Genomic DNA, 23,659 nt, shown 5'->3' on the forward strand with positions numbered 1-23,659 from the left:
CCCAACCACGGAAACGAGAAACGACATGCGTGTGCTGCTGATGGCGTACGGATCGCGCGGTGACATCGCGCCGCTGGCCGGACTGGCCGCCCAGTTGCGCAAACTCGGCGCGGAGGTACGCGTATGCGCACCACCGGACGAGGAGTTCGCGCAACTGCTGGCCGGAGTCGGCGCCGAACTGGTGCCCTTCGGCCGGGACGTACGCGCCCTGCGGACGGGCGCGCCCCCCTCGGACGCGGCCGCGTTCGCGGCCGAGCTGGTCGCCGCCCACTTCGACACGGTCGGCAAGGCGGCCGAGGACTGCGACGTGCTCGTGGCCAGCGGACTGATGCCGGCCGGAGCCCGCTCGGTCGCCGAGAAGCTGGGCATCCGCTACGTGTACGCGGCCTTCCACCCGTTCGAGATGCCCTCCGCCCACTACCGGCCCTCCCCGCGGCCCGGCCCGCCGGCTCCCCCCGAAACGACCGACCACCAGGCCCTGTGGGACCTGGACGCCCAGAAGGTCAACGCCCTCTACCTCCAGCCCCTCAACACCCACCGCGCGGCGATCGGCCTCGCACCGGTGGACAACGTCCGCGACCACGTCCTCACCGAACGGCCCTGGCTCGCAGTGGACCCGGTCCTCGGCCCGTGGCAGCAACTGACGGACCTCGACCCCGTACAGACCGGCGCATGGATCCTCCCCGACGAACGCCCCCTGCCCGCCGACCTGGAAGCGTTCCTGAACGCCGGCACCCCACCGGTCTACGTCGGGTTCGGCAGCATGCCCATGAACACGGCCACCGACATCGCCCGGACGACCCTCGAAGCCGCCCGCGCGCAGGGCCGCCGCGTGCTCGTCTCCCGCGGCTGGGCAGACCTGGCCCTGGCCGACGACCCGGACGACTGCTTCGCCGTCGGCGACGTCAACCACCAGGCCCTGTTCCGCCGCGTCGCCGCCGTCGTACACCACGGCGGCGCCGGCACCACGACCACCGCCGCCCTGGCCGGCGCACCCCAGGTGGTGGTACCCCAGTTCGTGGACCAGCCGCACTGGGCCGCCCGCGTCGCCGACCTGGGCATCGGCGCGGCACACGACGGCCCGACCCCCACCCTCGAGTCCCTGTCGGCCGCACTCAGGACCGCCCTGACCCCCGAGACCGCAGCACGGGCGAAGGCCGTCGCCGCCACGATCCGCACCGACGGCACGGAGGTGGCCGCCCGGCTGCTCCTCGAGACGGGAAATGCCGCGCCGTTGAGCCGCGACCAGATCTCCATGATCGCCCACGCCGGCCACCCGATAAAGTCTCCGCTCGACGACGACTCGGTCAGCCGGCTGCTCGAACACGGCCTCCCGCGCGGCGACGAGCGCGTGCTCGACCTCGGATGCGGCACGGCGGAATGGCTCCTGCGCGCCCTGGCGACCCGCCCGCACCTGCACACCGAGGGCGTCGACGTCTCCGAAGCCGCCCTGACGCAGGCCCGCCGGGCAGCGGGCGAACGCGGAGTCGGCGACCGCCTGGTCCTCCACCGGCAGGAAGCCGCGGACTTCGACTCCGCCCAGCCGTTCGACCTGGTCATCAGCATCGGCGCCACGCACGCCTTCGGCGGTCTCCTCCCCACCCTCGCGGCGGCCCGCAAGCACCTGGCTCCCGGTGGCCGCGTACTGATCGGCGAGTCCTTCTGGGACCGCACCCCTTCACCGGAGGCCGTCGAGATGTTCGGCGACCTCGCCGACCTGGCGACCACGGTGGACCACGTCGTCGCCGACGGATGGACCCCGGTCCACGGCCACGTCAGCACCCGCGGTGAACTGGACGCCTACGAGTGGGCCTGCTGGGGCTCACTGGCCTCCTGGGCACTGGACCACCCAGACGATCCGGCCGGCGCACAGGCACTGGAGACGGCCACCACCGCGCGTTCGGAGTGGCTGCGCGGGTACCGGGACAGCTTCGGCTTCCTCTGCCTGGTCCTGCGCCGGACAGAGCGGGCCGGAAAGTGAGTACACAGATGGAACAGATGCAGCAGATGCAACCGACGTTCGTCCTGGTGCACGGAGCCTTCGCGAACTCCTTCTCCTTCGCACCCCTCCAAGCCGAACTCGGCCTCCTCGGCCACCGATCGGTCGCCGTCGACCTGCCCGGCCACGGCTTCCAGGCGACCTTCACCCGCGCCTACCAGACGCCGCAGGACCCCGAAGGCCTCGCCACCGCGCCAGGCTCGATCAAGGGCGTCACCCTCGCCGACAACGCCGCGCACCTGATCGGGATCCTGGAACGGGCCAAGCGCAACGGCCCCGTGGTCCTCGTCTCCCACAGCCGCGGCGGCATCACGGCCACGGCCGCGGCCAACGCACGCCCGGACCTGATCGACCGCATCGTCTACGTCTCGGCCTGGTGCCCGGTCCGTCTCGACGTCGGCGACTACTACGCCGAGCCGGAGATGGCCGGGGTCGACCCCGCAGCCTTCGCCTCGGCGCTGGCCGCGAACCCCGCCGACCTCGGCCTGCTCCGCGTCAACTTCCGCACCGCGAACCCGGACTCGCTCACGGCGTTCAAGACGGCGTTCTTCGCCGACGGCACCGACGAGCAGTTCCTCACCTTCCTGAACACCTTCCAGCCCGACGAGAACCTGGACGTCGGCACCTCCGCCGACCGGGCCCAGGCCGCCACCTGGGGCCGTATCCCGAAGACCTACATCCGCCTCGCCGACGACGCGAGCCTGCCCCTCGCCCTGCAGGACCGGCTGATCCGCGAGGGCAACGAGCTGACCCCGGACAACCCGTACGACGTCCGTACGCTGGCGGGCAGCCACCTGAAGTGGCTGGTCGACCCGGCCCCGGCGGCCCGCACCTTGAGCGAACTCGCAATCGACTGACCGTCGTGCTGTGCGCTGCCGTCAGGGGGTGAGGAAGGAGCGGAGGGCGTTCGCGAAGTCCTCGGGTGCGTCGTGGTGGACGACGTGCCCGGCCGCGAGTTCAACACGGTGGACGGGGCCCCGATGGCGGGCGTGCATCTCGCGGGCGTGGCCGGGGGTGATCTCGTCGCTGCGGGTTCCGTGGACGAGGAGGGTCGGACAGGCCACCGCGGTCCAGTCGGCCCAGTGGTCGCCGGTGAGGGCCTGTTGGGAGGCGATGGTGTCGTCGATGCCGAACGAGAACCCCCACCCGTCGTCCTTCTCGCGGAAGGAGCACTCCAGGTAGGGCGCGGCGGTTCCCAGTGCCTGGGCCAGGGCTTCACGGGTGGGCTGTGGTCCGGGCAGGCGGCGGGTGAACGTGGTGTCGACGTCGACGACGGCGCCGATGTCCTCGACGACCAGGGCGGCGACGTGCCCGGGGTGGCGGGCGGCGTACTGGTAGGCGTTGACCCCGCCGAGGGAGTGCCCCACCACCGCCAGCGGGCCGAGCCCGAGGTGGCCGTGGAAGGCGGCCACGTCCTCGACGTAGTCCTCCCGGCCGTAGGAGTCGGCGCGATCGGACTCCCCGTGCCCGCGCTGATCCAGCGCCAGCACCCGCCACTCCGGAGAGAGCGCGGCGGCCAACGGGGCGAACGCGGCGGCCTCGTTGTAGTGCCCGTGCAGAGCCATCACGGGCCGGCCGGGCCCACCGAAATCGAGGTAGGACAAACGACGGCCGTGACGAAGGAAGGAATGACGCACACCCGCGATCATAGAAACCCACGCCACCTCGCCCAGCACCACCCCGCACGCGGCACCGCCTCTGACGTCACCAGCGCGAGCCGCCGGCACCTGCTGGCGGCCCGCGCTGTCGTGAAATGGTCAGGGCCGCGCCCGCGATGTAAGCCGCTGTGCTCCAAGCCGGGCTTGCAGCCGCCCGGCCGCTTCGCTGACCGTCAGCAACCGTCCCCGGCATTGAACTTGGGGGTGCGCATCGTGTGGGAAACACCGTTGACCCGCAGCGTCACCGTGCCCTGCAGGTAGTTGCAGTTGAGTTCGGTGGTCCGGGCATAACACGCGGTGCTCTTCCTCGCGCTGAGAGAGGTGTTGGGGCAGGTGTCGTGCGAACCGTCCATGGTGGTGATCTCGCCGCCGATCGAGACAGCTCGGCCTCCGCTGTTGCCGACGATCATCACGACCTGGGTCTTTGAGTTGGGTACCAGGACGTAGCAGGCGTACATCACCACCGTAGAGGTCCCACGGTGGGACTGCTTCGCGCTGCACGCCCGGCTGCCCGAGAGATTGGGGCTGCCCCAAGACGCGGCCGAGGCAGGACCCGCCGCAACGAAGGCGAGCGTCAGAGCGGACATCAGGACGACAAGGCTTCTCAGGACCTTGGGCATGGAACTCCCCCGTATCTTCACCCCATTTGGGGCGACAGTCGAAAAGAAGGGAAGGTAGCGGCCGGCGACGAGATCGTCAAAGCGGCAGCCACCGCAAGGCAGACGCTGCGCCCGGCCGCCGGGCCACGGCTACCCGCACGCGTGAACCAGGCGCCGGTCCGGGGCGGCATGTCGGCAGGGGCCCGGCCGACGCCCTCGGCGGGGGAGCAGAGAGTGATGCGGCCCCATTCGCGTTCCACTTCCTGCTCGAGACCCGTCACCGCTTCCCTCGGAGCACGGTGACTTTGCGAACGGAACCAAGTCGGTGAGCCCCTGGCGGTGGGCGGCCACACGCACGGAACCCTCACCCAGGATGAACGTATCCGATGGAGTGCGGGGCCCTCTCGGCTGCCGTCACCGTACCCGGCTGGTCGTCAACTCCCCAGCGTTCACGTAAGATCATTTGCTGAATCACGGCGAACCTGTCGCGCTTCTGACCTCCTTCACCCTCTTCCCCTCGGCGTATCGCTACGGGGCGAAGGTAGGTTTCCGCGAACGAGTTCGGTCCGACGGCATCAGGAGGAACTTGCACATGAACATGCTTACTCGCCGCCTTGCGACCGTGGCGACCGCCGGCGCGCTGCTGCTGGGCGGTTCGGTCGCCACCGCCTCTGCTGCCAGTGCCGCCACCATCGGCAGCGGAGCCTGTACCCACCAGATCAAGATCAACACTGACGTGTACACGGCGGTGAACTTCCGCACCGGTCCGGGCACCGGCTACACGGCCACCGGCCTGCTCGCCAAGGGCACCGATGTGTACTGGCAGTGCAACAAGGGCCGCAATGACAAGCCGGGCGCCTGGGGCTACGTCACGGTGAAGTCCGGCGCCCACAAGGGCAAGAAGGGGTGGGTCGCCGCGCAGTACATCAACGTGCCCATGCAGCTCGACTGACAACCACCAGCACTGGACGCTGCCTACCGAGGCCCTCCGGACCTGACCGCCACCGCCAAAGGCGGTGGCGGTGGCGGTGGTTCAGCACCGCTTCTGGCTCGGGCCGCCACCGGTGTCCTTGCCGGGGGTTGCTCCCTGTCGTAACCGTCATCACGTTGTCGATCTCGGCGGTCGAGCACGAGCGGAAGACGTTGCGCGGGCCGGCACGGAGGGGCACCGCGGCCGGCCCCGGTGCTCAGGCTCGGCTGCGCTTCCTGGCCCGTACGTCGGCGGCGGCGTACGGCACCCCGGGCAGCAGCAGGAGCGGTGCCGCCCACAGCGGCAGTTCGAACAGCACCGCGTCGCCGGCCAGCCGGGTGAGGAGCGCCGCGGGCAGGGCGGCGGCGAGGGCGACGGCCCAGCTGCGGCGTATGCCGAGGCTGCCGCGCCGCAGCTTCCAGACGACGGTGGCCGTGCCGAGTACCGCCCAGAAGGCGATGTAGCCGGGGGTCATTTCCAGGCTGGTGGTCCACCGGGTCAGGTACGAGAGCAGCAGGACGCCGCCGGTGACGAAGCACCCCAGGGACGCGGCGCGCAGCACCCGGCGCGGGAGCGGGGCGCGTGCCCGCGCCCATGCGGCGGCGAAAGCACGGACGTCGCCCCCGACGACGTCCTGCCCCGTGCGGCCGGCTGTCTGCGCGTCCTCCAGGTGCGCGGAGAGCTCGTCGAGCATCTCCCTCACGGACGCCTCGTCGATCCCCCGGTACTCCCAGTTGGTGCGGCAGGCGGAGAGGATCTGCGCGTTGGTCATGGTGTGGTTCCCCCCGTGGGTTCCGTGGCGGTCAGGATGCGGCCCACCGGCCCGGCGAAGGCGTGCCAGCCGGCGCGGCCGCTGCTCAGTTCGGCGTGCCCCGCCTCGGTCAGGCGGTAGTACTTGCGCGGGGCGCCGCCGCTGGGGGACGGGGCGCGGTACGAGGAGATGAGCCCGGCCCGCTCCATGCGGGCGAGCAGCGGGTAGATGCTGCCGTCGCTGACCAGCTCCAGCCCGCCGGCGCCGAGCGCCTCGGCGAACTCGAAGCCGTACCTGGGCCGTTCGGCGATCAGCGAGAGAAGACACAGGTCGAGCACGCCGCGCAGGAGCTGACTGCGCCGCTGGTCACCGGCCGCGGACAGTTCCTTTGTCATGCGGTACAAGATAATCAGCAAGTACCTTGCACCACAAGAGAATCGGGAACGCCAGGAACTCCGGGCAGGACCCGCCGCATCAGCCGCAGTCCCGGAAATGACGACTCGTACTGAGAGAGTTCAGGCGGGACGTAAACGGCAGGTTCAGGCGGTGTGGTGTACCTCCCACCTGGAGATGCCGCCGTGCTCTTCTGCGACGTACAGCGTGCCGTCCGGGCCGAAGGCGAGTCCGTGGGGTTCGCTGTCTCGGTGCGTGAGGGGGTGCTCGGTGATCGTCCCGTTCGGGGTGACGGAGCCGATCCGGCCGGTGGCCCACTCGGTGAACCAGCAGGTCCCGTCCGGGGCGACCGCGACGGCGTGGGGGCGGCAGTCGGCTTCGGGCAGCGTGAACCCGGTGATCTCCACGCCTGTCCTGCTGGTCGTGAGCCGTCCGATCCGTCCGGCGCCGATCTCGGCGAACCACAGGCTCCCGTCCGGGCCGGCCGCGATCCCGACCGGGGCGGCGCCGGGTGTGGGCAGGGGGTGGAGGCGGACCTCGCCGGAGACGGTGATCCGGCCGATCGCGTTCGCCTGGTTGAGGGTGAACCACAGGGCTCCGTCGGGTCCCGCCGTGAGGGAGGACGGGAATCCCCCCTCGCACGGCAGAGGGAACTCGCGGACCTCGCCGTCCGGGCCGATCCGGCCGATGCGGTCGGTGTTCGTCAGGGTGAACCACACGGCGCCGTCGGGCCCGGCCGCGATCCCGTAGGGCCCGCCCGCGCCGCCGGGAAGCGCGTACGAGCGGGTCTCGCCGTCGACTGTGATCCGGCCGATCCGGTGGTCGCGGTACCGGGTGAACCACAGCGCGCCGTCCGGTCCGGAGGCGACCAGGGTGGGGCCGCAGTCGGGGGAGTCCAGTGCGAACTCCTCGACGCGGCCGGCCGACGGGGTGAGGCGGGCAATGCGCCCGGCGTGGACGAGGGTGCACCACAGATGGCCGTCCGGCCCGACGGTGAGCGCGTACGGGCCGGAGCCGGCGGTGGGCGGGGTGAGGGTGCCGAGCGGGCTTACGGAGGTGGTCAAGCGGGGCGTCCCTTCGAGGGAGAGGAGGGGTGGGGTGGGGAGGAGCGGCCTGCCGGCTGTCACGGGCGGGCTCCGGCTGCGGCGGGCGCCGGGGCGCGCAGGGTGAGCCGGTCGCCCGGCCAGCGGGCGCACAGCCGCCGGTCGTGGCTGACGACGGCCACGGCGCCGGCGAACCGGGCCAGCGCCTCCTCCAGTTCCTCCGCCAGCGCGGGGGAGAGGTGGTTCGTGGGCTCGTCCAGCAGCAGGATGTCGGCCGGTTCGGTGACCAGGCGGGCCAGGGCCAGCCGCTGCCGCTGCCCGACGGACAGGGAGGCGACCGGAGCGGACAGCCGGTCGCGGGCGAACAGGCCCAGCGACAGGAGCCGTTCGGCGTGCTCCTCGGGAGTCCCGGGGCGGCCCTCGGCGTAGGCGGCGAGCAGCGTCCCGCGGCCTGTGCCGGCGTCTGTGTGCTGGGCCAGCAGCCCGGTTCGGCCGTGGCGGACGATCTGCCCGAGGTCAGGGTCCAGGGCGCCGGCCAGAACGTGCAGCAGGGTGCTCTTGCCTACCCCGTTCGGGCCCGTGACCAGCAGCCGGCCATCGGCCGGCACGGTCACGTCCACCGGCGCGAGCCGCCCCTGGACCGCGACGCCCGCCGCGGCCAGTAGCACCCGTCGCGCGTCGCCGACCCCGGCAGGCCCGGCAGGCCCGGCGGGCGCCCCGGGCCCGGCCGCGGTGGTGGCGGTGGCGGTGCGCGGCACGGCGGTGAACCGCAGGGGGTCCGCGGGTGCGGGCACCGGCCGGGCCAGCAGCCGGGCGAGCCGTTCCTCGGCGTTGCGGACCCGGCTCGCGAGGGACTGCTGGACCCGGCCGGCAGCGCGGTCGTACGCCATCTTGTTGCCGTCCTTCATGGCCCGGCCGGGCGCCACCCGGCGGGCGGTGACGGCGGCGGCCTCGCGCAGCCGGGCCGCCTCGGCCCGCCAGGCGGTGTGGGCCTCGGCGCGGCGCCGCCGCTCGGCGGTGCGCTCCGCGAGGTAGCCGGCGTAGCCGTTGCCGTACCGCACGGTCCTGTGCAGGTCACCGTCGACCTCCAATAGGGAGGTGGCGACGCGTTCCAGGAACGCCCGGTCGTGGGAGACGGCGACCGTGATGCCGCGCCGGGCCCGCAGGTGGTCCTCCAGCCAGGTCAGGGCGGCGCCGTCGAGGTGGTTGGTGGGCTCGTCGAGGAGCAGCACCTCCGGGGCGGCGGCGAGCAGTACGGCCAGGCGCAGGCGTACGGCCTCGCCGCCGGACAGGCTGCCGACGGTGCGCTCGCGGGGCAGGCCCGGCAGACCGAGGCCGTACAGGGAACGCTCCACGCGGGCGTCCGCGTCGTACCCGCCGCGCAGTTCGAAGGCGGTGAGGGTTTCGGCGTACGCCGTGAGGGTCGCGGCGGTGGCGTCGCCGCCGGCCATGCGGGCCTCCAGCCGGCGCAGCTCCCGCTCCAGGGCCCGCAGCTCGGCGAGGGCGCGGTCGACCACCTGCTGGACGGTCAGGTGCGGGGGGAGGCTTTCCTCTTGCGCGAGGTAGCCGACGCCGCCTTCGGCGTGCAGGACGACCTCGCCGCGGTCGGGGCGCTCGGCTCCGGCCAGCAGCCGGAGCAGGGTGGACTTGCCCGAGCCGTTCTCGCCGACGATGCCGAGGCGTTCACCGGCGGGGACGGAGCAGTCGACGGAGTCGAGGACCAGGCGGCCTTCGTAGGACTTGGTGAGGTCAGAGGCGGTGAGCTGTGCGGTCACAGGGCGGCTCCAGGGGTTCGGGGGCGGGGGTCACGGCGGCGGTGTGGTGGGCGGCAACGCGGTGGATGACCACGGGACTTCTCCTTTAAGGCGACGAATGTTGCGTTAAAATGCTGACATGGATTCCCCCACGCAGGCAAGCGAAGATTCCGGCCGACAGGAAACGGCCACGAAGCGGCGCCGGACGGGCGGCCGGAGCGCCCGCGTCCGCACCCAGGTGCTCGAGTCGGTGAGCGCCCTGCTCCTGGAGGCCGGGTACGACGGGCTGACGGTCGACGCGGTCGCCGCACGCGCCGGCGTCCACCGCACGACCGTCTACCGGCGCTGGCGCGACGTCGGACACCTGCTGGCCGACGTACTCGACACCGCCTCCGACGACACGTGGACCCCACCGGACACCGGGTCGTTGGAAGGCGACCTGACCGTCCTCAACCAGGAGGTGTACGAGGCACTGGCGGGTGGCGGGCCGAACCTGACCACGGCTCTGATCGCCGCCGGATTCCGCTCGCCGGAGGCGGCGGCGGCGCTGTCACGCTTCTGGGAGGACCGCTACGCACGGTGCGCGGTGGTCGTCACCCGGGCAGCCGACCGGGGCGAACTGCCCGGCCCCGCCGACAGCCGGGCCCTGCTCGTCGCGGCGACCGCCCCGCTCTATCACGAGCTGCTGCTGATCCGGGCCGCCCCCGACCCGACCCTCCCGCACCGCGCCGCCCGGGCCACCACCGCGGCGGCTCGCGCCGGCACCTTCGGCACGCCGCCATGACCCTGGACACGGCGCCCGCAGCCGGCCGCCCCGGCGACGAGGCGGTCGCCACCGCGATCGGCCCACGGCTGCCGGACCTGCACCGCCGCGCCACCGCCTTCTTCGGGGTGTCGCGGCCCTGCCAGATCCGAGCGTGGAGGTAGCTGTTGAGGCAGGTGCGGGCCGCGGCAATAGGATGATCTTCTGCTGCTGGAGGATCCGGTCGGAGGCACCATGATCGATATGAAGGTCTCCGAGGGCGGCCCCGATGAGGTTCGGGACTTCCTCGCGATGTTGCACGAGCACAGCTCCTGGTTGGTCCCGAAGCGAGACCACTACCTGTGGGAAGAAACGGACCGGGAGGACCCTCCGCCGATCGTCGAGCAGGTGCTGCGCCACGCCCGGGCCGGACAGATGAGAATCTGCTGGGACGTGCTGACCCGCGTCACGGGCGGCTCCGTGCTCACCGAGACGGCTCCGGAGTTCGCTCCGGAAGCCGAAGAGCCCGAGCTCTACCTGCATTTCCTTGTCACCCGGGTGAGGTATCGACCCTTCACCATGGCGGCCCTGGTCGCGGACGCCCGCGCCGAGGCCGCCCAGCGGGGCGCACGGCTGCTGCGGACGCACTGCTGGACCAGTGAGGACGGCCGCCGCGTGCGCGAATACGAAGAGTTGGGCTTCACCGCGACCGTTGAGTTCGAGCAACTGCGGTCGGACGGCTCGCTCTGGCCGGGGCAGCTGCTCCAGACCTGGGTGTGAACGGTCTCAGCCCCGCCAACCGGATGAGGCCTCGGCGTGGACGAGGTGGAGCGGGACCGGCTGTGGGGCATGGCGGCCAGCTGCGGCGGCCGGCGTGGAGTCCACCCCCGACCACCCCGCAGCGGCATGTGGAGGCGTGGCTTCTCTGCACCCACTCGAAAAGGCACTGAGCGTCTGCGCGAGAGGTTAGGCCGGGGTGCGCAGTCCCGCCAGGAGCCGGTCGAGTGCCTGCTCCGTGGCCTGCGGGTCTCCGCCTCGCGCGATCCAGAGCGCGGCCTCGTTCATCGCCCCCGAGAGCAGCCGGGCCAGGGGCTCCACCGGCTGATCGGCGATGATCCCGGCTGCGGCGAGTGCCGTCAGGGCCTCCGCGAGGTGCCGGGCGGAGGACTCCTCGTCCAGTTCCCGCCACTCGTCCCAGCCCAGCACGGTCGGCGCGTCGACCAGCAGGATCTGTCGCACCGCCGGGTCGGTCCCCGCGGCCAGGAAGGTCCGGCAGCCGGCCCGGAGCTGCTCCCAGGGGTCCTCGTACCGCTCGGCTGCGGACGCGACCCGCTCGCCCAGTTCCTGCTGGACCTTGGCGACGACGGCCCTGAAGAGCCCCGCTTTGCTGTCGAAGTGGTGGTAGGCGGCCCCCTTGGTCACCCCGGCAGCCCGCGCCACCTCGGCCAGCACCACCTGGTGGTACCCGTCGGCGGCGAACCGGCGCCGCCCTTCGGCCAGCAGCGCCTGCCGCGTGGCCGCCCGCTGCTCCGCCCGGTTCACCGCCATCGCGCGCACCGCCCTTTCCATTTCGCATACCGGGGGTATGCTAACGCCACGGTTCACATACCCTGGGTATGGGAAATGGAGCTGAAGGACCTCTGTCATGACGGACGAACCCACGACCACGCCCACGACCAAGCTCGGCGGCTTCTACCCGGTGCTCGCCACCCGGGACGTGGCAGCCTCCCGCGACTTCTACACCCACCACCTCGGGTTCGAGGTGACCTTCGAGGCGGACTGGTACGTCAGTCTGCGCCGCCCCGACGCCCCGCAGTACGAGCTGGCGCTCCTCGACCACGCCCACCCGACCGTCCCCGAGGGCCACCGGGTCGCGCTCCGGGGCGGCCTGCTGCTGAACTTCGAGGTCGACGACGTGGATTCCGAGCACCAGCGGCTCGTGGCGGAGGCCGGCCTTCCCGAGGTACTGCCACTGCGTACGGAGGAGTTCGGCCAGCGCCACTTCATCATCGCCGCCCCCGACGGTGTCCTGATCGACGTCATCACCGTCGTCCCGCCCAGCGAGGAGTACGCCGCCCGGTACACCGACGCCTCATTCCCCGTGTCGACCTGATCCATCAGTCAGTGCGGTCAACAGACCACCGGGCGCAGCGTGATCAGGTCCTCGGGGAAGCGGAACGGCGGTCTCGCACCCCCAATGAAACGCATGCTCGATTTCCTTTGCGAGCGCCACGCTCCGGTCATCGGCCGTAGGTGCTGTGACTGAGCACGACAGTTGGCCCCTGAGCACCGTAGTCGGCCCGGCGTGTGCACGCTTGTTGGCACGTACGGCTCAGGGGCGTGGCTGTCCCCCCGGCGTGTGGGCTCCGGTGCCTCCTGATGTCAGCGGGCCCGCGTACGGTCTGCGCATGCTTGATCAGAGACCCCCCTTGTCATCGGTATCCAACTTCGCCACCTGGGAGCCTGTTCTCCGGCTCATGCTGGACGACGACACGGATCGGCGTGCCGCCCGGCCGGCGCGTGTCGCAGGGCGCATCAGCCAATACGGCACGAGCCTTGCGTACCGGGGATCCATGTCGCCGACATCGCGGACCGCGGTGGAGGACATTCAGCGGGCGCTCGCGCGCGGCGGAGTTCAGGAGATCGCGTTCAGCGCGGAAGCCCAGCCGGATGGTCAGACCACGCTCGGCCTGGTCTGGCCGAGCCCGGTCGTGGAGCCGGCTCTCGGTTACCCGGACCTGGGGGTGCTGGTCCTGGTAGAAGGCTCTTTTGCCGAGCCGTGGCTTCGCCATCCCGATCCGACGCCCGGAGCGGTGCCGGCGCCATCGGCGGATCCGGAATTGCTGGAGCGGACGCTGCGCGAGCGTTTGCCCAGCGCGGTCGGAGCGACGGAGGAGGAGATCGCCGCGGCGGAGACGCGCCTTGGCGTCACGTTGTCCGATGAGCTCAAGGTGCTGTACCGGGTGACACAGGTGTACGGCGACGACGACGAGTTCGATTTCGAGGAGGCGGAGCGTGCTGGCGAGGCGGTCGGCTGCGAGCTCTCCGGCCTGGGGCACCTGTACAGCGTCGACGCAGCAGTGCGTCACCCCGGCTGGGATCACGGCGCTACGCGTACGGTCGGCATCGCGCCCGACGTCGCGGTGCAGGGCCTGGCCGGATCGCCTGGCTGGATCGGCTTCGGGAGCAACGGCGGCGACGAATTCGCCGTCGACCTGACCCCCGGCCCCGCCGGCTACTTCGGGCAGGTCATTCTGGTCGACCACGAGCAGAGCCTCGGTGCCTGCCTGGTGGCCGATTCCCTCACCGATTTCGTCCTGGGCCGGATGCGGGAAGAACCCCGTGGCCGCCGCGGAGACAAGCTTCCCGCCGAGGCCGAAGTCGGCATCGGATGCCTTGAGACCATCCAAGCTGCCGCCCATCCCGCCTTGGAAGTCCTGTCCATCCGAGCCTGGGACGGCATACCCTTCAGCCTTGCGCCCGTCGTCGGACTGCCCCGCCTACGCACCCTGACTGCCATGCCCGGCACACTGGCCGACCCCCTGGAGATCGCTCAGCTCACCGGACTGGAGTTCCTGGAAATCGGCGCCCAGGAATGGCGCGTCCTCCTGGACGCCGGAGCCGTCCCGCGCACTCTGAAGGCGGCAGCCATCAAGGTGCGGGACCAGAACCACCTGCCCGTTGCAGCCCTCGCGAACGAGATCCTGGCCCTCTGGGACCGACCCAAGATCACACAAACGCTCCTCGCGGGAGACCTCGGACCTCCGATCTAGCCAGCGGGGACGCACGCCCTAGGAGAGCTGAACGCTGTAGTTGGCCAGAGGAGCCAACTACAGCGCCAAGTCACAGATGCGGTCGGCACTGAGCGTGACAGGTCTGCCGTGCGATGGTCACCGCACGGCAGCGCTGCGAACCCGTCGGCTTCGCGTACGGAATGTTCAGCGGCTCATTCCGCCGGGGGGCCCTCCGGCTCCTCGTAAGGGTTCGGCGGGGCCTTGTCCGGAACGTCCAGCGGCTCCGCCGGAGGGGTGTACCCCCAGGTCACGGGGGCCTCCGGCTCCTCGTAAGGGTTCGGCGGGGCCTTCTCCGGGATGTCCAGCGGCTCCGCCGGAGGGGTGTATCCCCAGGTCACCACCGGGTCCGCTGGGGGGTCCGGCTCGAACGAGACGGTGATCTCCTCGGTCGTCGGGTCCGCCATCGCCGTCGTGGCGGGAAGGACGACGCCTCCCGTGACCGCCACGGCCGCCGCCGCGATCGTCGCGACCTTCAGGCGCACGGAGTTCTTCCGGATCTTGCGAGCCATGGATTTCTCCCGCTGGTAGTGAAGGGCTCCCATACGACGCCCTTGGCCTCGGTTCCAGTAGGCCGGAGCCACCCCCGCGGGGTCATGCACCGGGATTTCGGGACTTGACACCGCCGGGGACGGCCGATCCCCGTTGTCCATGCGTGGACCGGCGTGTTCCCTCCCACGATGCCCTCCACCCCAGACACATCCGTCCGGGCCTGAAGCCATTCCCGCGCCTTGGCCAGGTCGGTGGTCGGTGGTCATCGGGCAGAGCGTCCAGGTGGCAGCTGCTCCAGGAGAGCGCGCCGCTCCGTGTACGGGCGCGATGGCAGCGAAAGGACCATGAGAGATGACTACGGCCTTTTTTCGGTGTCCGCGACGACGGCCAATCGGCAGGCAAGTCGGTGGCATGCCTGTGCGAGTTCGGGCGGGTGGAGGTCGGTGAGTTCGGTATCGAAGGTGGCGAGGATCCCGGCGATGCCGGCCCAGGACCAGGCGCCGAGGGTGAGCCGGCAGTGCTCGGTGTCGAGGTGTTCAACGACGGAGCCGCTCGGTGCCCAGCGGGCGACGACGCCGGCCGGCAAGTTGAGCCGGGCACTGCCGGTGCACTCCCAGGCGGCGGGGGCATCGCCGCGCTCGTGACTGCTCATGACGAAGTGAGCGAGGTCGTCATGGGGGAGCCGGCGCGGACCGAAGCGGTGTGTCGTGGGGCGGGTGCGGAGCCGGTCGACACGGTGTACTCGCCACTGGTGGTCTCCAAGGTCGTAGGCGACCAGGTACCACCGGCCGGCCCAGACGACCAGATGGTGGGGCTCGATGCGGCGGGCGGGCAGGAAGTCGTCGTCGCCGGTTTCGGGGCGTGAGCCGTCGGCGCGCAGCGTCTCGGTCACGAGTGCGTGGCGGTGGCGCACCGCGGCCCCCACGGCGGTGAGCACGGTCGAGTCGATGGGGGGCGCCGGGAACTCCCAGTAGTTCCGCAACTTGGTCAGGCGTAGGGATTTCATCGATTCCCGCAGCGCAGCGGGCATGGCCTGTTCCAGGGTGACCAGCGCCCGCGCCGCGTCGTCCCTCAGGCCGAACACCGTACTGGGCGCGGTTTGCAGGGCCACCGCGACCGCAAGGGCCTGATCGTGGTCGAACACCAGCGGAGGGAGGGTGTGCCCTGCGCCGAGCCGGTAACCGCCATCGGGCCCGTGGACGGTGGTGATCGGATATCCGAGCTGGCGCAGGGTCTCGATGTCACGCCGGACGGTGCGCTCACTGACCCCGAGCGCGGTGGCGAGCTCGCGCAGGGGCCACAGGCGGCGCGATCCGAACAGGGACAGGAGCCGCAATGCCCGTCGTGAGGTGCTCGCCATCGTCCCATCATGCCCGGTAGTGGCCACTCGGTGTCCACTACCGGTGTCACCGTGGAGTGCCCGTGCAGGCAAAGCAGTGGTGGAAAAGGACGGTCAGGTATGCGTGTTGTCGTGGTCGGTGGCGGGATCGGTGGACTCGCACTGGGGGCGGGGTTGCGCCGCAGGGGGTTCGAGGTGGCGGTGTTCGACCGCGACACCGACGTGGCGGCGACAGGCGGTTACCACATCACCCTGGACGAGCGGGCCCAGTCGGCACTGCGGGAGCTGGTGGCGCCGGAGACCATGCGGCGGCTGCTGGCATCGGCCTCGGCGCTGCGGCTGCGCGACCGCGACGCGTTCTGGGACCGTCGCGGCCGACTCCTCGGCCACGGGCCGGATCTCAGCGGCGATCCCAGCATCGACGTCGACCGCATCACCCTGCGCACACTGCTGGCCGAGGAGGTCGGCGACGACCTGCACCTGGGGCGGGCGGTGTCCGACGTCGGCCAGGGCGACGACGGCGCACCCCGCGTACTGTTCACCGACGCCGCACCTGTCCCGGCGGATCTGGTGGTGGGCGCGGACGGCACCCACTCCTTGGTTGCCCAACACCTGGCGGGAGGCCGGACCAACAGCCCGGCAGGCATCATCGGATTTTCCGGCCGTACCCTCCGCACTGACCTGAGTCCCGGTGAACAGCAACGGCTCGGACCACGATCAGGGCTGGCGATCGGCCCACGGGGTGCAGCGCTGTACGTCGGCTTCCTCGACCCGGTCGGCAACGCGGTACTCGACGCCCCCGAGCTGCGGATGTCCGTCACCACCGGTCCCACCTATATCTGGGGCGCCATGTTCCCCGAATCCCACGCGACCGACTCCCTGCGCGCATTACGCGACGGCGAGCTGCAGGCCGCGCTGCTGGGACGGTTCCGGCAGCAGGGCTGGGCCGAGCACACCCTTGAAGTCATCGCCCGCGCCGACCCGCACAGCGTGGCCGCGTACCGCTTCAATGCCGCCTCGACCCGTGCCACCGAGCTCGCGCCATGGCCTACGGGCCGTATCACCGCGCTCGGCGACGCCGTCCACGCGACACCGCCCACCGCCGGAATGGGAGCCGGCGCGGCCATACGCGATGCCGCCGCCCTGCTCCAGCACCTGGGCCGCGTCACTGACGGCGATACGACGACGGCCGAGGCCGTGAACCAATTCGAGGCGGGCATGCGCCGGCGCGGCAGCGAGATCCTCACCCTCGCCATGAGAACGGTCCGTTTGATCCTGGCCACCGACACCACACTCGGCGCCGCCGCCACCACCGTGACCACCCCGATCCTGGCCGCTGCAGCCCGGCTGCGTCATCGATGATCCATATCGGCGCAAGCCGCGCGGCTCAGCCCTCGCGTCCGCCGTCATCGCCGTCCGGCTCCACCGCGCCGGGCCACGTCCCCGCTTCCAGCGGCTGCGCCTGGACGACGGCAGGGCTCACGGCGCTGGCGACCCCTTCGGCTCCTGGTCGCGGAGCGGACTCTGACAGGTCACGTCCCTCGCGGGGAGCCGGCCCGTGGTGAGGTAGGTGTTGACGGGGCCGTTGGCGCAGGAGGTGGGGTCGATGAGGTACACGCCGTGGCCCTGCCCGCCCTTCGCCAACACCATCCGCGAGCCCTTCAGGGCACGGTGCAGGCCCTGACCGCTGCTGAGCGGGGTCATCGGATCCCACTCGTTCTGCACGGTCAGCACCTTCGCCTGGTGCGTCATGGGCGTCGCGGCCTCCAACGGCCGCTGCCAGAAGGCGCAGGGCTTGATGTTCGACGCGAAGTCCCCGTACAGCGGGTACTTCACCTTGTCCTGGACCGCGTCCCGCGCGTACTGCTCGGGGTCGCGCGGCCAGTTCTCCGTGTCCCCGCACACCACGGACCAGTAGACGGCGGTGGCGTTGTCACCGGGGGCGTCCGCCGGGGCGGGCCCGTCGCCCGGCGCCGGGGCGGCCGCCGTGTCGGTATCCGGCCCGGTGGCCCCCCGGCCGCCGGCGAGGAGCCTCTTCACGTCCGGCACCCCGGCGTCCGCCGGCAGGGGTGTCCGCTCGGCCGCGGCCTTGAGGGACCTCGTGATGACCGAGGCCTCAACCGGGGAGTAGAACACTCCCGGGTCCCGGATGTCGTCACCCGTGATCTTCTGCCCGAAGTAGTCGATCGGTTCCCGGTCGGCGCGCGCCACCAGTGCCCAGAACGTGTCGGACACCGCCTCGGGGGTCGCGCCGAGGCCGTATTCGGCCGAACGCTCCGCCGCCCAGCGCGTCCACCGCTCGAAGGCCGGCCCGGAGCTGGTCGCCCACACCTGGAACATGCCGCGCCAGACGCGGTGCGGGTCCACTGCGCTGTCCAGCACGAAGCGGTCCGTCCGCTGCGGGAACATCTGGGAATACACCGCGCCGAGGTAGGTCCCGTACGAGTAGCCCAGGTACGAGATCCTGCGCTCGCCCAGCGCGGCGCGGATCACGTCCATGTCGCGGGCCGTGTTGCGGGTGGTGATGTACGGGAGCACGTCACCGGCCTTCTCACGGCACTTGTCCGCGACGCTGCGCGCCCACGCCACGTCCGAGGCGAAGCGCTCGGGCCGGTACGCCCCGCCGATGCCCTTCTCGGTCTGGCCCAGCCCGCAGGTGATCGGGCTGCTGGCCCCGACACCGCGCGGGTCGAAGCCGATGAGGTCGTAGCGATCCCGTACGTCCTTGGGCATCTCCGTGCTCATCCGCATCGACCGGTGGAGTCCGGTGGTGCCGGGTCCGCCCGGGTTGAGGAGCATGACGCCGTGCCGCTTGGCCGGGTTCTCGCTCTTCACCCGGGATATCGCGAGGTCGATCGTGGGGCCTTGGGGGCGCTCGTAGTCGAGCGGGACCTTGAGGACCGCGCACTCGTAGGCCGCCGGTTTGTCTGCGCTGCAGCGGTGCCAGGCGGGCTTCTGGCTCATGTACTCGGGGGTGGACTGGGCAGCGGATGCCTGGGGAACGGCCAGCTGGGACAGGGTGGTTGCGATAAGTCCGGCGGTCGCCAACAGCGGTGCGAGGCGCTTCATACGTGCGGTGCCCCCTCTTTCGGAGATTGCGTGCCTGCCCCACCGTGTTGCATCGGCGGGCGGGACGAATCCCCCGTAAGGGCCACTCCTTGTACAACTCACGTACCACGCGATATCCGGCCAGCTGGCCGACACGCGGCAGTGGGCCTGACGACGCGTCGGCCGGACCGCGCCAGCCCGACAGAGGACCGGCCTGCCCGGCTGGCCCACCGACGAAGACGCCGACACCCTCGCCGCCCTGTCCGCCGGCACGTTCGGACTGACCGTCAAGCCCCTGGCCGCACCCGGGACGCCGCCCCTCGAGAGGCCTGCGCCTGACGCTCGCCTGGCCGGCCGGCCAGCGCGGCACCGCCGCCGCAGGTGCACGAGGCGAGCCGGTGCGCCACGGCGTCGCTTATGCCGGGTCGGGCGAAGGGCGCGTGCGCAGGCGCCACGACTGCGGCGGCGTGGTCCCCGTCTCCTGGTGCCAGGAGCACGGCGACGCCGTGGAACCGTACTGGAGCGGCACCCCGAAGGCGGGATCCGCTGCACCGACCTCGGACCCCGTCCCGGGCGCATCACCCGGGACCGTGCGGCACCGGCCTGATCTACGACCGGAGTTCGGGAGTCACTCCGTCGGGTGGCTGGAGGGCTGACCTGTTCCCGTTGTCGTACGTCCTCCGCGTCTCCGAAGGGGGATCATGCCGCTATGGCCAACGAAAACGGTACGAACGTGCAGCCGACGTCTTTGACGATCTCGGCGGAGAGCCTGGCCGATGCCGGCCTGGAGTCAACCCTCACCGTCAAGTACCTCTGAGCGACCTGGCAGCCCGGCGGAACCGGTGGCGTGCTTGGTCGTTGAAGGTCCTGGGGCGCATGCCGTCCCGGGCGCGCCCTGCCGTTCTGCACAAGGAGGGGACGGGCCGGCTGAGGCTGCCGGGTGAGCGGTCGGCGGGGGCTGGCCGGTGTTTGAGACCTTGCCAGGGCCCTGGTGCGCGGGTGGCGGCCGGGCAGGCTAGTTTGCTCGGATGAGTCTCCTTGATGATGTGGCCGAGCGTGACGGCTGGCGGTGCTGGGTGTGTGACGAATCGGTCGACCCCGACGAGTCGGTGAACGACCCGCGGGGGCCCAGTGTCGACAGCCGGACCGCCGACCGGAAGGCCAAGGTGGCCGAGCGGCTCGCGCACCGCGGGTGCAACTCCCGCAAGGGTGCGGTCAAGGTGGTCGTCGCCTGGCCGGAGCGCCTGTACGTAGTCGAACCCGCACCGCTGATCGCCGTCGCCGAGAGGCTGGAGCGCAAGGGCGGCCGCGAGATGGTGGGCCGTTGTCCGACCAGGAAGGACGCCCAAGAGGCGGCGGATTGGCTGGTGGACCGGTTCTCCCGACTGGTACCGGGGATGCCGGTGACCGCCGACATCCAGGCGGGCGGCGGCCAGTTCCTCGTCATCCTGGCCACCGGCCGCCGCTGATCGGGGATCACCCCCACACACTCGCATCGAGATGGTGGTCATCCGACCGCCACCGCACCCCGCCGCTTCCTCTCCCGCCGGCCTCGCCCCGGCCGCCGCAGCCCCCGCTGCTGCGCCGTGGGTGCGGGAGGCCGCCGGTCCGTGGGCTGCGCGCGCGACCCTGGACGCGAAGCGCGTGGGGTCCGTCGACCGAGGGCCTGGACGTTCCCCGTGACCTCGACGTCGGCAACCAGCCTCGCGCGTCGAAGCAGTTGAAGGTGCAGCCGGCCGCGCATTCCCGGATGGTGCCGATGGTGCGGGAGGTCCTGCCGGAGCGGAAAGCGGGTCCTGGGCGGCTCGCGCCGGTGGCCGCTGCTGGCCGCGCGCATGCAGCAGGTCGGGAGACCCGCGTGTGAGACGGCTCTCTGCACGGTCATGGAGAGGGGTGACGGCGACACTCTTGTTGGGGACTGCGCCATGGCCGACGAATGCGGATAGTGGCTGTCGTGAGCACTATCCGAATGCGGGCCGCCTTGCTGGCCCTGACCGGTGCCGGAGCAGCCGCCCTCGTGGCCTGCGGCTCCTCCCAGACAGGCACCGGCCCGGCCCGGTCAAGCGGCCCGTCGGCCGAGCAGACACTGGGAACGATCGTGCGGCTCGCCGCTGAGCGTGTGATGACCGCGGATACGGTAGCCGCGGCGAAATGGGGCACCAGCCGACCCATCGACGACCCGTCCCGTGAGAAGACCGTCCTGGCCAGTGCGGCTTCCCAGGCCGCGAAACTCCGGATCGACCGGGCCACCGTCCAGCGGATCTTCAAGGACCAGATCGCCGCGAACAAGGACGTCCAACGCGCTCCACGCACAGTGGCAGGAACACCCCGCAGACCAACCGACCCGTCGCCCCGACCTCGCTACCCAGGTCCGCCCGGTCCTGGACCGCGTCGACAACCAGCTGCTCACGGCCATCCAACAGGCCCAGCCCCTGTTGTCCCGCCCCGACTGCGATGCTCTGATCGAGCGGGGGAAGGCGACGACCGTCCAGGCCATGAGTCTGGACGCCATCCACCGCAGCGGCCTCGACCAAGCCCTCGCCCACACCTGCCCGGCCCGATGACAGCCGCTGGCGGAGCTGCCGGAGTTCGAGCGGATCGTGCTCTACGGCGTCGCCGAGCTGCCGGACCGGGAGTACCCGCCGCCGGGTCACGGCTACCCGCGCCCGATCCGCCCCGTACCCGGCAGAACCGCGCAACGGTACGGAATTTTTGTCCAAGACAAGGGCCTGCGGTTTCAGCGAGCCTGGAGGCATGCCCAGAGACGACGTGGGGGACACGCCCCCGGAGCGCACTGCTCACGACCGCTGGGAGGTCGCCCGCCCCCTGGGCGGAACCTCTCTCGACGGCGTACGGATGGCCGGGTTCCGGGACCGTATGGGCAGCGGGCTGGACATGCGGGTGCTGCCGCAGCCCGCCGTGATCCTCGTCATCGGGCTCGGGGCCGGGCCGGTCATGGTGGAGAGCGCCTCCGGGCACCGGCCACTGAGGGGGCTCGTCGCCTCCCTGTCGCCAGGTCCGGCCCGCATCCGCGGCGAGGGCGTCGAATGCGTCGAGGTGGCGCTGTCCCCCCGGGCCGCCTACGCCCTGCTGGGCGTTTCCCCGCTCGAACTGGACGGCTCCATCACCGGCCTCGAGGACCTCTGGGGGCGGCACGCCCGGCTGCTGCGCGAGCAGTTGGCCGACACCGCATCCTGGCAGGAACGCCTCGCGCTCACGGACGGATTCCTCAGACGGAGGGCCGCCGGGGCCCAGCCCATGGCGGCCGAGGTCGCCGCCGCCTGGGAGGCCATCGTGGCCGGCCGCGGCCGCGTGCGGGTCGGTGACCTTGCCGCGGCCTGCGGATGGAGCCGCAAGCGGCTCTGGGCCAGGTTCAGCTCCCAGGTCGGCCTGACCCCCAAGCGCGCCGCCATGCTGGTCCGCTTCGACCACGCCGCCCGGGCGCTCCTCGCCGGCGAGCGCGCCGGCGACGTCGCCGTGGCGTGCGGATACGCCGACCAGCCCCATCTTCACCGCGACGTCCAGGCCCTCGCCGGCTGCACACCCGGTGCACTGGCCGGCCTGACCGCGTCCACCGAGCCCTGACTCGCCCGTATCCAGACCGATCGGCGATCGGTCGACTCGAAGGAAGGAAGCAAGGCCTGTGATGAACACCGAGGTCCGAGCAGCACAGACGGCGGCAGGCCGGGAGCTCGTCGTCCGGCTCGCGTTCGGGAGCATGGCCGCGCACACCCTGCGCGCGGCGGTCCGCCTGGAGGTCGTGGAACTGATCGGCGACGGGCCGCGCACAGCTGCCGAGGTGGCCGTCTCAGCCGGGACCGCGCACCAGCCCATGACACGCCTGCTGCGTGCCCTGACCGCCCTCGGCCTGCTCGCGGAACACGCCCCCGACACGTTCTCGGTGACCCCGGCGGGCGCGCTCCTCGGCCCCGGTCACCCCGACTCCCTCGCGTCGTTCGTCCGCATGTTCACCGATCCGGCGATCGTGCGCGCCTGGGAACACCTGGAGAGCAGTGTCCGTACGGGAGAGATCGCATTCGATTCCGTCTTCGGTACGGACTTCTTCAGCCATCTCGCCCGACACCCCGAGCTCTCCACGGACTTCAACGCGGCCATGAGCCAGGCCACCTCCGAGACTGCCGCCGTCCTGCCGCACTCCTTCGACTTCAGCCGGTTCGCCTCGGTCACGGACGTCGGTGGAGGCAGTGGCACCCTCCTGGCCGCCGTCCTCGAAGCGCACCCGGCTCTCGCCGGCGTGGTCTTCGATACCGCCGACGGACTCGCAGACGCTGCGAAGACACTGGCGCGGCACGGGCTGGAGGAGCGCTGCTCCCTCATGGCCGGGGACTTCTTCCAGTCGGTCCCGCAGGGCTCGGACGTGTACCTCGTGAAGAGCATCCTGCACGACTGGACGGACGCCCAGGCGGTCACGATCCTGCGCCACTGCCGCCAGGTGCTGCCGCCTGGTGGCGTGGTTCTGATCGTGGAGCCCGTGCTTCCCGAGGTCGTCGGTGCCGAGGACGAGGGCACCTACCTGAGCGACCTCAACATGATGGTGAACGTCGGCGGCAGGGAACGCACCCGCGCGGACTTCGAGGAGGTATGCCGCCAGGCGGCCCTGCGCGTCACATCGGTCACCCCGCTCGCGGACGCCGCCCCGTACTCCCTGATCGAGGCCGTGGCCGACTGACCACAGACCGCACGCCGAGCACTTTCAGCCCCCCGCTCGGCTGGTCCGGCGACCGGTACGGTCGCTTCGTACCGGACGGCCGGCTTGTCGTATCCCGCCGTCACCACGCTGCGGGCCCTACCCGCAGCCGCGAGCACGGCGTCCTCAACGATGACGTCGGCCGGCTCCCCGCACTGCGCTACGCCAACCTCAACGTGCTCGACCGCCGCAGCTTCCGCGCCTCCACACCGGCCAGTGGCGTCCTACGATCCCTGCGCGACCCGACTGCGGCCGACGCGGCCGAGGACGACGAGCAGCGGCAAGGGCTGCGCGGCCCGGTCGCGCGGGCGCTGCTGCTGGATCGCCGCGGCCGCGCTCGCCGACGGCGACACGGATTTCCTGGAGCGGCTC

The 23,659-nt window shown here is 71.4% G+C and carries 24 protein-coding genes and 1 pseudogene; 14 read left to right on the forward strand and 11 right to left on the reverse strand.

What is annotated here, in order from left to right:
• Window positions 1–25: 25 nt before the first annotated feature.
• From ACIPYQ_RS39285 to ACIPYQ_RS39295, 3 genes and pseudogenes are all read left to right on the forward strand, one after another.
• Window positions 26–1,216, forward strand: a pseudogene (locus tag ACIPYQ_RS39285) (glycosyltransferase); the annotation flags it as partial.
• A gap of 18 nt (window positions 1,217–1,234) precedes the next feature.
• Window positions 1,235–1,981: an SAM-dependent methyltransferase gene (locus ACIPYQ_RS39290; protein WP_401259356.1), complete on the forward strand. Its 747-nt coding sequence runs from the start codon at window positions 1,235–1,237 to the stop codon at window positions 1,979–1,981.
• Between the two features lie 26 nt (window positions 1,982–2,007).
• Window positions 2,008–2,856, forward strand: a complete 849-nt coding sequence (locus ACIPYQ_RS39295) for an alpha/beta hydrolase (protein WP_401259358.1) — start codon at window positions 2,008–2,010, stop codon at window positions 2,854–2,856.
• A gap of 21 nt (window positions 2,857–2,877) precedes the next feature.
• Here ACIPYQ_RS39295 and ACIPYQ_RS39300 read toward each other — a convergent pair whose 3' ends face one another.
• Window positions 2,878–3,603: an alpha/beta fold hydrolase gene (locus tag ACIPYQ_RS39300; protein WP_401259273.1), complete on the reverse strand. Its 726-nt coding sequence runs from the start codon at window positions 3,601–3,603 to the stop codon at window positions 2,878–2,880.
• 227 nt (window positions 3,604–3,830) lie between these two features.
• Window positions 3,831–4,277, reverse strand: coding sequence for a hypothetical protein (locus tag ACIPYQ_RS39305; RefSeq protein ID WP_401259275.1), 447 nt, complete (start codon window positions 4,275–4,277; stop codon window positions 3,831–3,833).
• Between the two features lie 571 nt (window positions 4,278–4,848).
• On the opposite strand from ACIPYQ_RS39305, the gene ACIPYQ_RS39310 reads away from it, so the two are divergent.
• Window positions 4,849–5,208 carry an SH3 domain-containing protein gene (locus ACIPYQ_RS39310; protein ID WP_401259277.1) on the forward strand — a complete coding sequence of 120 codons (360 nt, stop codon included), beginning with the start codon at window positions 4,849–4,851 and terminating at the stop codon, window positions 5,206–5,208.
• Between the two features lie 235 nt (window positions 5,209–5,443).
• Here the strand turns inward: ACIPYQ_RS39310 and ACIPYQ_RS39315 are convergent, their stop codons facing one another.
• The 4 genes from ACIPYQ_RS39315 to ACIPYQ_RS39330 all read right to left on the reverse strand — a co-directional run bounded on the left by ACIPYQ_RS39315 (window position 5,444) and on the right by ACIPYQ_RS39330 (window position 9,188).
• Window positions 5,444–5,998, reverse strand: coding sequence for a hypothetical protein (locus ACIPYQ_RS39315; protein ID WP_401259279.1), 555 nt, complete (start codon window positions 5,996–5,998; stop codon window positions 5,444–5,446).
• Window positions 5,995–6,372, reverse strand: a complete 378-nt coding sequence (locus ACIPYQ_RS39320) for a PadR family transcriptional regulator (protein ID WP_401259280.1) — start codon at window positions 6,370–6,372, stop codon at window positions 5,995–5,997. Before ACIPYQ_RS39320 ends, ACIPYQ_RS39315 begins: the two co-directional genes overlap by 4 nt.
• A gap of 144 nt (window positions 6,373–6,516) precedes the next feature.
• The gene (locus ACIPYQ_RS39325) at window positions 6,517–7,434 is read right to left on the reverse strand and encodes a virginiamycin B lyase (RefSeq protein ID WP_401259281.1); all 918 of its coding nucleotides are present in this window, start codon (window positions 7,432–7,434) and stop codon (window positions 6,517–6,519) included.
• Between the two features lie 59 nt (window positions 7,435–7,493).
• Window positions 7,494–9,188: an ABC-F family ATP-binding cassette domain-containing protein gene (locus ACIPYQ_RS39330; protein WP_401259282.1), complete on the reverse strand. Its 1,695-nt coding sequence runs from the start codon at window positions 9,186–9,188 to the stop codon at window positions 7,494–7,496.
• 118 nt (window positions 9,189–9,306) lie between these two features.
• Here ACIPYQ_RS39330 and ACIPYQ_RS39335 point away from each other — a divergent pair, with 118 nt between their 5' ends.
• From ACIPYQ_RS39335 to ACIPYQ_RS39345, 3 genes are all read left to right on the forward strand, one after another.
• Window positions 9,307–9,951 (forward strand): TetR/AcrR family transcriptional regulator, encoded by a 645-nt coding sequence (locus ACIPYQ_RS39335; protein ID WP_401259284.1) that lies wholly within the window; start codon window positions 9,307–9,309, stop codon window positions 9,949–9,951.
• Complete coding sequence (locus ACIPYQ_RS39340; RefSeq protein ID WP_401259285.1) at window positions 9,948–10,094, forward strand: hypothetical protein; 147 nt, start codon at window positions 9,948–9,950, stop codon at window positions 10,092–10,094. Before ACIPYQ_RS39335 ends, ACIPYQ_RS39340 begins: the two co-directional genes overlap by 4 nt.
• A 70-nt stretch (window positions 10,095–10,164) precedes the next feature.
• Window positions 10,165–10,689, forward strand: coding sequence for a GNAT family N-acetyltransferase (locus ACIPYQ_RS39345; protein ID WP_401259286.1), 525 nt, complete (start codon window positions 10,165–10,167; stop codon window positions 10,687–10,689).
• 186 nt (window positions 10,690–10,875) lie between these two features.
• Here the strand turns inward: ACIPYQ_RS39345 and ACIPYQ_RS39350 are convergent, their stop codons facing one another.
• Window positions 10,876–11,457 (reverse strand): TetR/AcrR family transcriptional regulator, encoded by a 582-nt coding sequence (locus ACIPYQ_RS39350; protein ID WP_401259360.1) that lies wholly within the window; start codon window positions 11,455–11,457, stop codon window positions 10,876–10,878.
• A 97-nt stretch (window positions 11,458–11,554) separates the two neighbouring features.
• Here ACIPYQ_RS39350 and ACIPYQ_RS39355 point away from each other — a divergent pair, with 97 nt between their 5' ends.
• Together ACIPYQ_RS39355 and ACIPYQ_RS39360 are read left to right on the forward strand one after the other, a co-directional pair.
• A complete protein-coding gene (locus ACIPYQ_RS39355) occupies window positions 11,555–12,022 on the forward strand; it encodes a VOC family protein (RefSeq protein WP_401259288.1) in 468 nt (155 codons plus the stop codon).
• Between the two features lie 364 nt (window positions 12,023–12,386).
• Window positions 12,387–13,682 carry an SMI1/KNR4 family protein gene (locus ACIPYQ_RS39360; protein ID WP_401259289.1) on the forward strand — a complete coding sequence of 432 codons (1,296 nt, stop codon included), beginning with the start codon at window positions 12,387–12,389 and terminating at the stop codon, window positions 13,680–13,682.
• 173 nt (window positions 13,683–13,855) lie between these two features.
• Here ACIPYQ_RS39360 and ACIPYQ_RS39365 read toward each other — a convergent pair whose 3' ends face one another.
• The gene (locus tag ACIPYQ_RS39365; RefSeq protein WP_401259291.1) at window positions 13,856–14,212 is read right to left on the reverse strand and encodes a hypothetical protein; all 357 of its coding nucleotides are present in this window, start codon (window positions 14,210–14,212) and stop codon (window positions 13,856–13,858) included.
• A gap of 335 nt (window positions 14,213–14,547) precedes the next feature.
• Window positions 14,548–15,552: a helix-turn-helix transcriptional regulator gene (locus tag ACIPYQ_RS39370; RefSeq protein ID WP_401259292.1), complete on the reverse strand. Its 1,005-nt coding sequence runs from the start codon at window positions 15,550–15,552 to the stop codon at window positions 14,548–14,550.
• Between the two features lie 99 nt (window positions 15,553–15,651).
• Between ACIPYQ_RS39370 and ACIPYQ_RS39375 the strand changes: the two genes are divergently transcribed.
• Complete coding sequence (locus ACIPYQ_RS39375) at window positions 15,652–16,893, forward strand: FAD-dependent oxidoreductase (protein WP_401259293.1); 1,242 nt, start codon at window positions 15,652–15,654, stop codon at window positions 16,891–16,893.
• Between the two features lie 117 nt (window positions 16,894–17,010).
• Here ACIPYQ_RS39375 and ACIPYQ_RS39380 read toward each other — a convergent pair whose 3' ends face one another.
• Window positions 17,011–18,600 (reverse strand): alpha/beta hydrolase, encoded by a 1,590-nt coding sequence (locus tag ACIPYQ_RS39380; protein ID WP_401259295.1) that lies wholly within the window; start codon window positions 18,598–18,600, stop codon window positions 17,011–17,013.
• Window positions 18,601–19,607: 1,007 nt separating this feature from the next.
• On the opposite strand from ACIPYQ_RS39380, the gene ACIPYQ_RS39385 reads away from it, so the two are divergent.
• From ACIPYQ_RS39385 to ACIPYQ_RS39400, 4 genes are all read left to right on the forward strand, one after another.
• Window positions 19,608–20,048 carry a hypothetical protein gene (locus ACIPYQ_RS39385; RefSeq protein ID WP_401259296.1) on the forward strand — a complete coding sequence of 147 codons (441 nt, stop codon included), beginning with the start codon at window positions 19,608–19,610 and terminating at the stop codon, window positions 20,046–20,048.
• Between the two features lie 500 nt (window positions 20,049–20,548).
• Entirely contained in the window at window positions 20,549–21,502 is a 954-nt protein-coding gene (locus ACIPYQ_RS39390; RefSeq protein WP_401259361.1) for a chorismate mutase, read from the forward strand.
• Window positions 21,436–22,164: a helix-turn-helix transcriptional regulator gene (locus tag ACIPYQ_RS39395; protein ID WP_401259297.1), complete on the forward strand. Its 729-nt coding sequence runs from the start codon at window positions 21,436–21,438 to the stop codon at window positions 22,162–22,164. The genes ACIPYQ_RS39390 and ACIPYQ_RS39395 overlap by 67 nt, the downstream gene beginning before the upstream one ends.
• A 61-nt stretch (window positions 22,165–22,225) precedes the next feature.
• Window positions 22,226–23,269, forward strand: a complete 1,044-nt coding sequence (locus ACIPYQ_RS39400) for a methyltransferase (protein ID WP_401259299.1) — start codon at window positions 22,226–22,228, stop codon at window positions 23,267–23,269.
• A gap of 242 nt (window positions 23,270–23,511) precedes the next feature.
• Here ACIPYQ_RS39400 and ACIPYQ_RS39405 read toward each other — a convergent pair whose 3' ends face one another.
• Window positions 23,512–23,640, reverse strand: coding sequence for a hypothetical protein (locus ACIPYQ_RS39405; RefSeq protein WP_401259300.1), 129 nt, complete (start codon window positions 23,638–23,640; stop codon window positions 23,512–23,514).
• Between the last annotated feature and the right edge of the window lie 19 nt (window positions 23,641–23,659).

It is taken from the genome of Streptomyces sp. NPDC090045 (assembly GCF_044747975.1).
In the GTDB taxonomy this organism is placed as follows: domain Bacteria; phylum Actinomycetota; class Actinomycetes; order Streptomycetales; family Streptomycetaceae; genus Streptomyces.